Annotated in this window: 3 protein-coding genes and 1 pseudogene; 1 reads left to right on the top strand and 3 read right to left on the bottom strand. The window is 61.4% G+C overall.

The genetic code is table 11. The annotated features are described in order from the left end of the window. Nucleotides 1–196 (bottom strand): annotated as a pseudogene (locus tag HLUSI_RS29475) (iron-containing redox enzyme family protein); the annotation flags it as partial. Between the two features lie 675 nt (nucleotides 197–871). Then, nucleotides 872–2,797 carry a hybrid sensor histidine kinase/response regulator gene (locus HLUSI_RS0118310; RefSeq protein ID WP_016835338.1) on the bottom strand — a complete coding sequence of 642 codons (1,926 nt, stop codon included), beginning with the start codon at nucleotides 2,795–2,797 and terminating at the stop codon, nucleotides 872–874. A gap of 421 nt (nucleotides 2,798–3,218) precedes the next feature. On the opposite strand from HLUSI_RS0118310, the gene HLUSI_RS0118305 reads away from it, so the two are divergent. Then, the gene (locus HLUSI_RS0118305; RefSeq protein ID WP_016835337.1) at nucleotides 3,219–4,499 is read left to right on the top strand and encodes an HD-GYP domain-containing protein; all 1,281 of its coding nucleotides are present in this window, start codon (nucleotides 3,219–3,221) and stop codon (nucleotides 4,497–4,499) included. 213 nt (nucleotides 4,500–4,712) lie between these two features. Here the strand turns inward: HLUSI_RS0118305 and HLUSI_RS0118300 are convergent, their stop codons facing one another. Further along, complete coding sequence (locus tag HLUSI_RS0118300) at nucleotides 4,713–5,603, bottom strand: cupin-like domain-containing protein (RefSeq protein ID WP_016835336.1); 891 nt, start codon at nucleotides 5,601–5,603, stop codon at nucleotides 4,713–4,715. Nucleotides 5,604–5,736: the final 133 nt, after the last annotated feature.

The raw sequence follows: 5,736 nt of genomic DNA, 5'->3' as shown, positions 1-5,736 counted from the left end.
CCACCGGCGCGCCATCCTTGCGCGCCGCCAGGTAGGCCGCGTATTGCTCTCCGACGTGGGTTACACGTTCGTTCACCCAAGCGTGGAGGTCGTCGGGCGACGCCGGCATGTCGCACGGCAAGTCCCGCGCCTGCGCCAGTTGCGCCTGCAGATAGCGGGCGCCATCTTCACGCGCCCGGCTTGAGGGTTTCGGCACCGACAACGCGCGGTAGAGGGCCGAGGCGGACGCGTGCGCCGCTTCGTTTTGTGCGTGTGCAGTGAGGGAAATAAAATTTGTTGCGGTGGAAGCCATAATGCCTCGGTGCAAAAAGGAACAAGTTTCATCTTCGCGCAGCGCGCCGTTTGAGGTAATAGGCCGATGACGCAGTTTGAAGTCGGACGAGACCTGATAGCGACGTCATCCGTGCAGACCATTGACGTACTGGTCTTACGGCAACACCAGCGATGCACCGACTGACGGGATGGGAAGTACGGACTATCGTGAAAGTGCAGACGCTCGTTTCATCACCTGCGGCGTCGCGTTGCCCTTCAGGAGAACATCATGGATAGTCGACATCATTCGAAGGCGTCCGTGGCGATTGCCGCCGGCCTGGTTGCCCTCATCGGCATCAGCGCGGTGTGGTTGCTGCGGGTGTTCTGGTTCCACGTATAGAGTTTTCACGCATTCCTTCTACCCAAGAAAAAGCCGCCCCGAAAGCGGCTGAAACTTGCAAGACTATTTTTACCTCAGTGCATCAGCTCTGTTTGGAGCCGGATGCATTGCATCATCCGTTCCCACGTGTGGCGGCGGGGTCGACAGTAGTGCAGCGAATGTTGCACTGCTCCCAAAGTTGGCGCGCAGGTGGACTGCGCGCTGATCAGGGGCGCCGGATCAATCTTTGCTGCGCAGGATCTTGGCCAGATCGGACAACTGATAGGGCTTGTTGAGGAACGCGAATTCCTTGCTCAGTTGCTGGTTGGACGTCAGCGCCGGGAACGGATAGCCTGACGCCAGGATGATCTTGGTCGCGGGATGGCGCTGCCGCGTGATCTGCGCCAGTTCGATGCCGCTGATGCTGTCGGGCATGATCACATCGGTAAACAGGATGTCGATCTGCGGCGTGCGCTCCAATACCTCCAATGCCTCGGCGCCGTTGGTGGCGGTGTAGGCTTCATATCCCATCGTCCGGAACAATTCGGCGGTGATGTCGAGCAGGTCGAGCTGGTCGTCGACGATCAGCACGATTTCCGAACGTTGCTTGTTGTCGGCACTCTGCGTATTTTCGGCGTCGGCCTCGGCATCGATGGGAATGTAAATCGTGAAGCAGGTACCGAAGCCGACTTCGCTCAAGAGCGTAACCTCGCCGCCCGATTGCGTGATGAAGCCATACACCTGGCTCAATCCCAGGCCGGTGCCCTGGCCGGCTTTCTTGGTGGTGAAGAAAGGTTCGAATACGCGCGCCTGCACTTCCGGCGTCATGCCGCTGCCGTTGTCGGTCACGCTGATCTTGGCGTAGACGCCGCCCGGCAGGGCGCCCACGGCCTTGTCGCGCAGCGTGAGCTTTTCGGTGGCGATGGTGACCTTGCCGCCGTCCGGCATGGCCTGCGTCGCGTTGACCACCAGGTTCAGCAAGGCGGTCTCGAAGCGGGTCGAATCCAGTTTCACCATGACCGGCACCGGGCTTTTGCGGATGTCGAACTGGATCGACGAATTTCCCGCGCGCCGCAGCACCGATTCGAAATCGGCGATGAGCGTATTGACTTCATGCGTCTCCGGCTGCAACGGTTGTTGCCGCGCGAACGACAGCAACTGCTGGGTCAGGATCGCGCCCCGTGACAGTGCCCGGCGGATGCTCTCCAGCGAGCGCGAATTCTCCAGATCGGGAAACTGCACCGTCAGCAACTGCAGGCCGCTGGAGGCCACCGCCAGCAGGTTGTTGAAGTCATGCGCCACGCCGCCGGTGAGCTGGCCCAGCGCTTCCATTTTCTGCGACTGGAACAGCGCCGCGTTGGCGCGCGACAACGCCAGCGCGGTTTCGCGCCGTTCGGTGACGTCGCGCGTGACCTTGGCAAAACCGATCAGGTCGCCCAGCTCGCTGCGGATCGCGTCGACGATCACGTGCGCCCAGAAGGTCGAACCGTCCTTGCGCACGCGCAGGCCTTCCTGCTCGTAGCGGCCTTGCTCGGCCGCAGTCGCCAGGGCGCGCTCCGGCAGACCGTCGCTGCGGTCGGTCTCGGTGTAGAAGCTGGAAAAATGCATGCCGATCACTTCGTCTGCCGTATAGCCTTTGATGCGCTGGGCGCCGGCATTCCAGTTGGTGACCCGGCCTTCCGGCGACAGCATGTAGATGGCGTAGTCGGTGACGCCTTGCACCAGCAGGCGGAATTGCTGCTCGCTGGCCTGCAGCGTCTGTGCCGCCAGCTTGTGTTCGGTGATGTCGCGCGTGATCTTGGCGTAGCCGAGCAACTCGCCGTTGTCGGCGATGATCGGATCGATGATGGAACTGGCCCAGTATGTGGTGCCGTCCTTGCGCAGGCGCCAACCCTCGTCTTCGAACTTGCCGTGGCGCAGCGCGATGTCGAGTGCTTTTTGCGGCAGACCGGCGTCGCGATCTTCAGCGGTGTAGAACACGGAGAAGTGCGAACCGAGGATATCGTCGCTGGAATAGCCGGTGAATTGCTGCGCGCCCTTGTTCCAGCTGGTGACCTTGCCCTGCGGGTCGAGCATGTAAATGGCGTAGTCGTGGATGGCGGAAATGATGAGCTGGAAGCGCTGCGCATCGGTAAGCGTCAGGTGAGCGGGTTGACTGCTGGGCATCGGTGTTCCTTGTCTGGGACCTCCGCCGCATGACCGGACGGATCACCGGACACAACAGCGCTGCAAAGCAATCGCCAAAAAATCTGCCGACAGAGGGGTATGGCAAAGTATGCCGGGAGCGGCGCAGTCTTTCAACCTCCATGCGTTGTAGGACTTCCGGCAATCAAGGCCGTGCCCGGGAGCAAGTTCAGCCTGCCGTCACCAGTTTGAGCCCGATCTCGGCGCGCAGCGCCGCAAGCCGTAGACGGGCCAGGCGCTGTGGATTTATTTCGCCTGATCTTGTCCTGATAACTATTTCCTTTTTAACAAGAGGCAAAAAAAAGAGTCACGTTTTACACGTTTGCAATATTATTTGGGCCGGAGAGATAAACAACGCTAAACAGCATCGTCATTGGCCCTAGCCTGAGCAGATTGTAGAAACATGAGCCTTTTGAAAAAGATCAAAGTCGACGAACTCGAATTGGGAATGTATTTTTGCGGCTTCGAAGCTGCATGGCTGGATCACCCATTCTGGAAAAATCGCTTCCTGCTGAAAGACACCGCCCATTTGCAACAGGCGCGCGCCAGCGGAATCGCGTATTGCTGGATCGACGTCGGGCAGGGCAAGGACGTCGCGGCGGCAGAGCAGGACGCGGACGTTGCAGCTGAATCTGAAGCTGAATCTGGAGTTGAATCTGGAGTTGAATCCGAAGGTGCTGAAACCGCGTTGAGTTTGCGCGACGAACTGCCGGTTGCCGTCGGCGCCGATCCGTTCTTCGAAGAGCTGGAACAGGCGCAGCGGTTGTGCGAGACCGCCAAGGACGCCACCAAGGCAATGTTCGCCGACATCCGCATGGGCCGGGTCATCGACATGGAACGCTGCCTTGACCTGGTGGATCAGGTGACGGCGTCGATCCTGCGCAACAGCGCCGCCATGACCAGCATCGTGCGGCTCAAGCTTGCCGACGATTACACCTACATGCATTCGGTCGCAGTCTGCACGCTGATGGTGGCGCTGGGCCGCACCATCGGCATGGACGAACCGGCCTGCAAGGAGGCCGGTCTTTCAGGCCTGCTGCATGACGTCGGCAAGGCCTTTATCCCGGTGCCCATCCTGCACAAGCCGGGCGGCCTGACCCCGGCGGAAATCGACATCGTGCGCCGCCATCCGGTGCTCGGCTACAACCACCTGATCAAGAATTCCAACATCCCGCCCTACGCCGTCGAAGTGTGCCTGCACCATCACGAAAAGATCAACGGCACCGGGTATCCCGATGGCCTCAGCGGCGCCGGCATTTCGTTGTTGTCGCGCATGGCGTCGATCTGCGACGTCTATGACGCGGTGACCTCCGACCGCCCTTACAAAAAAGGCTGGGATCCGGCCGAGTCGCTCACCGCGATGGCCTCCTGGAGCGGCCACTTCGACAAGACCCTGCTTTCGGCCTTCGTCAAAACGCTCGGCATCTATCCGATCGGCTCGCTGCTGAAAATGGAATCCGGCAGGCTCGGCCTGGTGATCCGCCAGAGCGCGGCCGGGCTGACCAAGCCGGTGGTGAAGGCGTTCCGCTACGACAGCAACGGCGACATCATCGACTCGGAAATCATCGATCTGTCGGATCCGGCGGCAAGCGACAGCATCCGCCAACGCGGCGGCGAGGAATGGCTGAAGTACAACGGTCTCAACAAGCTGTGGATGCAGCCGACCACGCTGCAACCGCGTTAGGCCGATAGGCCGCGGCCAAGGGCGGTTCTCCATCTCGCGAATCGCAAAGCCGCGTGCCGCAATCTTTTGCTGATCGGGCGTTGCCGACCGACCGCCAGGTGCAGTTGTTGCAGTTGTTGCAGTTGCGCGATGCTGGTTGATTTTGATTGATGCGGCCGATGTACGCCGATCCGATGCAACTGAAGTGGTCGCATCGGACGGCGCGTCTTGTAATCAGGAACCCAGCACCAGCGGCTGCCCCCTGGCCCAGCGATTGGCCGACAGCGAAAACGTCAGTGCGCGCACCTGGTGATACCAGCCCGCCGGCACATACAGCAGCTCGCCGGCTTGCACGATGCATTCGGTCAGCGCCGCTTGACGCGCCAGCGGGAACTTGTCGAAGTCCGGCTCTTCGGGATCGAAGGGGGAGCCGAACAGGATCGCGTTGGCCTCGCGCGGATAGAGGAATTCATCGTGATGCGGCGGCGCCAGAAAGATGCGCTTGACGCCGCGGATCTGCGCAAAGATGTTGTCGTCATAGTCGCAATGCAGCGGTGTCACCGTGCGCGCCGGACCGAGCCAGAAACGCGGTGGCCCCATCTTCTTGAAGTAGGCCGGCCAGTGGCACAGCCGGTTCAATGGCCGCATTTCCAGATTACCCACGTAGGGCGGCAAGTCAGCATCAGCCGTCAGGTCAAGATAGTTCCGCAACGACATGTCCTGCATCGCGCGATCGCTTGCGAACGCGGTGTTGACGTAATCGCCGACCCGCGCGCGCACCTGCAGGTCACCGAATTCTTCACGCAGGGTTTGCGGCGTCAGCGCACACAGCGGCCACTTGCCGACCAGGCCGGTGATGATGAACGGCAGGCCTTTCGCTGCCTGCGCATTGAATGCAACGGCGTCGAGGACGCCGACGCGCGGTACTTCGGAGAGGGGAGGCAGGCCGCGGCTCGCGTGCCGGATGGCCTCGCGCATGTCCGCGATCGAGGCGACCCCGCGCACCTCGGCGTCCTTCTGTTCGCGCGCCTGTTTTCTGGCGAGCGCGTCTTCGGGCGACAGCGGTGTTTGCGGTCGCGGCGGCAGCAGCCGGGCTGCGCGCTTGCCGTCATTCTCACTGCTCATTTTTCCGTCGCTGCGGCCCAGCGCAGTTCGCTGAGATAGTCGTGCGTGTCCGTGGCCATCCATGAGGACCGGAACTCCACCGGTTCGCCGCGCAAATCATAGCCGGTGCGCAGCGCCAGCAGGACCGGATGGC

This window comes from Herbaspirillum lusitanum P6-12 (assembly GCF_000256565.1).
GTDB lineage: Bacteria > Pseudomonadota > Gammaproteobacteria > Burkholderiales > Burkholderiaceae_D > Herbaspirillum > Herbaspirillum lusitanum.
This window is presented reverse-complemented; position numbering and strand designations above follow the sequence as displayed.